General features: G+C 64.8%; 4 protein-coding genes. 3 read left to right on the top strand and 1 reads right to left on the bottom strand.

The features are described 5' to 3' along the window. Positions 1-352: ATP-binding cassette domain-containing protein (locus EOA86_RS25375; protein ID WP_128344189.1), on the bottom strand; the 352-nt coding region annotated here is incomplete at its 3' end. Positions 353-571: 219 nt separating this feature from the next. Here EOA86_RS25375 and EOA86_RS25380 point away from each other — a divergent pair. The 3 genes from EOA86_RS25380 to EOA86_RS25390 all read left to right on the top strand — a co-directional run bounded on the left by EOA86_RS25380 (position 572) and on the right by EOA86_RS25390 (position 3,866). Next, entirely contained in the window at positions 572-1,420 is an 849-nt protein-coding gene (locus EOA86_RS25380; RefSeq protein ID WP_164891969.1) for an arginine deiminase family protein, read from the top strand. After that, a complete protein-coding gene (locus EOA86_RS25385) occupies positions 1,417-2,997 on the top strand; it encodes a 5-guanidino-2-oxopentanoate decarboxylase (RefSeq protein WP_128344192.1) in 1,581 nt (526 codons plus the stop codon). Before EOA86_RS25380 ends, EOA86_RS25385 begins: the two co-directional genes overlap by 4 nt. A 161-nt stretch (positions 2,998-3,158) precedes the next feature. After that, positions 3,159-3,866, top strand: coding sequence for an SDR family NAD(P)-dependent oxidoreductase (locus tag EOA86_RS25390; protein WP_128344194.1), 708 nt, complete (start codon positions 3,159-3,161; stop codon positions 3,864-3,866). Positions 3,867-4,016 lie beyond the last annotated feature (150 nt).

The raw sequence follows: 4,016 nt of genomic DNA on the forward strand, positions 1-4,016 counted from the left end.
AATTGAAATTCTGAAAGACCATGCCGAGCTTGGAGCGGATGCGCTCGATCTGCTTGCGGTCGGCGGGAACGGTGTGGCCGTGACTGTCGGCCTTCATCCGGATCTCCTCGCCATTGACGCGGATGATTCCGCTGGTCGGGTTCTCCAGGCAATTGATGCAGCGCAGCAGGGTCGACTTGCCCGAGCCGCTGCCACCGATGATGGCGATGACCTCGCCGTCGCGCGCCGACAGCGAAACACCCTTCAGCACATGCAGTTCGCCGAATCTTTTATGCAGGTTCTCGACATGGATGGCTTCGGCGGCGTCGTTCTGCGCCGTGTACTTCAGGGCGGGGGCCGTGCCTTGCGCTATCACCTTTGGGGTGCCTCACGAAGCGGCTGGACCCGTCGCTGCTGGAATTTTTTACCCATTACCATCACTGGACAGACTTCTCATTCTCAAGATGGACCGTTCCGCTTGCCTCCGTCAACCATGCTTTTTTGGACCATTGATCGCGGCTCGCTGAGTGGCTATTGGCTGAATGGGATGTTTCAGGAGCACTTGGTGGGTAAAGCATACGGGTCGCAGTCCATGGCCGGGCCCCTGCAGCGCGTGCTGATGCGGTCCGCCGCAAGCGCCATGCCTCGCGCCAAAGCATCGGAATGGCACTATGGTCCTGGCTTCGATCCGCAAAAGGCCGCCGCCCAGCATCAGGCGCTGACGACGCTGGTTCTGGCATCCGGCGCCGAGATCGAATGGCTGACCGACGCCGATGACGGGCTTGCCGATTCCGTCTTCACACACGATCCTTCACTGATGACCGACCACGGCGCCATCATTCTTGCCATGGGCAAGGCGCTGCGCCTGGCTGAGCCCGGCCTGCACGAGGCGGCCTACAACCGCATGGGCGTGCCTATCCTCGGCCGCATCGAGTATCCCGGCCAAGTCGAGGGCGGCGACTGCGTCTGGGTGGATTCTCGGACGCTGGCCGTCGGCCGCGGCGTGCGCACCAATCAGGATGGCATCCAGCAACTCGCCAACCTGCTAACACCCAAGGGTATCCAGGTCTATGGTTACGACCTGCCGCTCTGGCATGGCGAGGAGGCCTGCCTGCATCTGATGTCGGTGATCAGTCCGCTCGCCGACGATCTGGCGCTGGTCTATGCACCGCTTTTGCCGGCTGCCTTCTACCAGATGCTGCGGGCGCGCGGCATTCGCCTGGTCGAGGGCGACGCCGAGGAGTTCTTCGCCTCCAACGGTCTCAGCCTCAATGTGCTGCCGACCGCGCCGCGCGAGGTGATCGCCGTTGCCGGCTTCCCGAAGACGGCGGCGGCCATGGCGGCCGCCGGCTGCAGGGTTTCAACCTTCGAGGCGGACGCGCTGTGCATTGCCTGCGAGGGCGGACCGACTTGCCTCACACGTCCGGTGCTCAGACAATGATGACAGTCGGCGAAGCGCTCATCACTTTGCTCGAAGCCCATGACGTCGACACGGTCTTCGGCATTCCGGGTGTGCATACTGTCGAACTCTATCGCGGGCTGGCGCGCTCGAAAATCCGCCACGTCACCCCGCGTCATGAGCAGGGCGCCGGCTTCATGGCCGACGGTTATGCGCGCGCCAGCGGCAAGCCTGGCGTCGCCTTCGTCATCACCGGACCGGGACTAACCAACACCATAACCGCCATGGGCCAGGCCCGCGCCGATTCGGTTCCGATGCTGGTGATCTCCGGCGTCAACGCCACGCCGACGCTGGGCAAGGGCCTCGGCCATCTGCACGAACTCCCCGACCAGCGTGGCATGATGGAGAAGGTGGCGCTCTTCTCGCACCGTGTCACCGACGCCGACGAACTGCCGGGCGTGCTTGCCCGCGCCTTCGCCCTGTTTTCGTCATCGCGCGCCGGTCCGGTCCATATCGAGATCCCGACCGACATCATGGTCAAGCCGGCCGACGGCATCGCAGCTTTGCTGACCAATGTCGCGCCGCCCGAACCGGATGCGGCGGCGATAGCAGAGGCGGCAAGGCTTTGCGCGGCTGCCCGCCGCCCGCTGATCCTCGCCGGCGGCGGCGCTAAGAGAGCCGAAGCGCCACTGAAGCGTCTCGCCGAAAGGATGGGAGCGCCGGGTGTCCAGACGGCCAATGCCCGCGGCCTGCTGCATCGCCATCCGCTTGGCGTGCCGGCGAGCCCGAGTCTGAAGGCGGTGCGTGCGCTGATGGCCGAGGCCGATCTGGTCATTGCCGCCGGCACCGAATTCGGCCCGACCGACTATGATGGGTATAGCGACGGCGGCTTTGTCCTGCCGACCAATCTGATCCGCATCGACATCGGCGCCGACCAGCTTGCCCGCCGGCCGGCCCGGATTTCGATCCAGGCCGATTGCGGCGTAGCACTCGAGGCGCTGCTTGCCGAAATCGGCAAGGGCCAGCCGCCATCGGACGACGGTCCGGCTCGCGCCGCTGCAACGAGGCAAGCGGCTTTCGCCGAAATTAGCCCGAGCCTCCAGGCGCAAACACGAGCCGTCGAGGCGATCCGCGATGCGTTGCCAGGCTCGATTATTGTCGGCGATTCGACCCAGCCGGTCTATGCCGCCAACCTCTATTACGATCATGATCGACCGGGCAGTTGGTTCAACGCCGCCACCGGCTTCGGCGCGCTCGGCTACGGTCCGCCGGCGGCGATCGGTGCGGCCCTTGCCGTGCCTGATGCGCCGGTCGTTTGTCTCACCGGCGACGGTGGTTTCCAGTTCACGCTGCCGGAACTGGGCGCCGCGCTCGACGCCTCGGCGCCGGTGATCTTCGTCGTCTGGAACAATCGCGGCTATCGCGAAATCGAAACCTCGATGCTCGATGTCGGCGTCGAGCCGGTCGGCGTCTCGCCAGCGCCGCCTGATTTCTGCAAGCTGGCCGAGGCCTATGGCATTGCCGCCGAGCGGCTTGCCGGCATCGGTCATCTGGCGGACGCACTCCAGCGCGCGCGGGCGACCGGACTGCCGTATGTTATCGAGATCCCTGTCGATTGAGTGCTGTGGCAGCGTCTGCTTGGGGATGCGATCCTCGTCGGATGGCCGCCGGCTTGAGGCGCGTAAACGACACTGTGTCATCGAGATTTCGGTTGAGTGATCGGGCGAAAGGCGCGACCTTCGACGGCGGCGCGGCATATGAGTGACTGGAGCGGTCGAAGATGACGGATACACTGGACGGCAGGCATGTTGTGGTGACCGGCGGCACAGGAGCGCTCGGTGGCGCGGTTGTCGGCAAACTGCTGGAGCAGGGTGCGGTCTGCCATGTGCCCAATGCCCATGCTGCCGCGCCCGCGCATTTTCCCTTCCCGGCACATGAGCGCGTCAGGTTGGCGCACAATGTCGATCTCGCCGATCCCGCTAAGGTCGATGCGTTCTATACCAGCATTACCGATTTGTGGGCATCCATCCATCTGGCCGGAGGTTTCACCGCTGCGCCGGTCGAGAAGATCGAGCCCGCGTCCTTTGCCGAAATGATGGATACCAACGCCCGCACCACCTTCCTGTGCTGCCGCGCGGCGATCCGCTCGATGCTGGAATCTTCAGTGTCGGGGCGCATCGTCAATGTCACGGCGCGCGCCGGGCTCGACCTTCGGCGCGGTTCCGGCATGGTCGCCTACGGCGCCAGCAAGGCGGCGGTCGCGGCAATGACGGTGGCGATGGCGGAAGAACTCAAGGGCAAGGGAATCCTGGTCAACGCGGTCGCGCCCTCGACGCTCGACACGCCGGCCACCAGGGCAGACATGCCGGCCGCCGATTTCAGCAAATGGGTCAGCCTCGAAGCGGCCGCTGAGGCCATTGCCTATCTCGCTTCGCCGGCCAATCTGGCGATGAGCGGCACGCTGGTGCCGCTTTACGGCAGGGCCTGACACAACAGGTCGTCGACCAAAGAAAACCCCGCCGGATCGCTCCGGCGGGTTTTTCGTCACAGCCGCACCGAAATGCGGCAGCAACCAATCTTTAGCTACCCTGCTTCTTCAGCGCGGCACCCAGGATGTCGCCCAGCGAAGCGCCGGAAT

This window comes from Mesorhizobium sp. M5C.F.Ca.IN.020.32.2.1, assembly GCF_004023105.1.
Classification (GTDB): domain Bacteria; phylum Pseudomonadota; class Alphaproteobacteria; order Rhizobiales; family Rhizobiaceae; genus Mesorhizobium; species Mesorhizobium wenxiniae.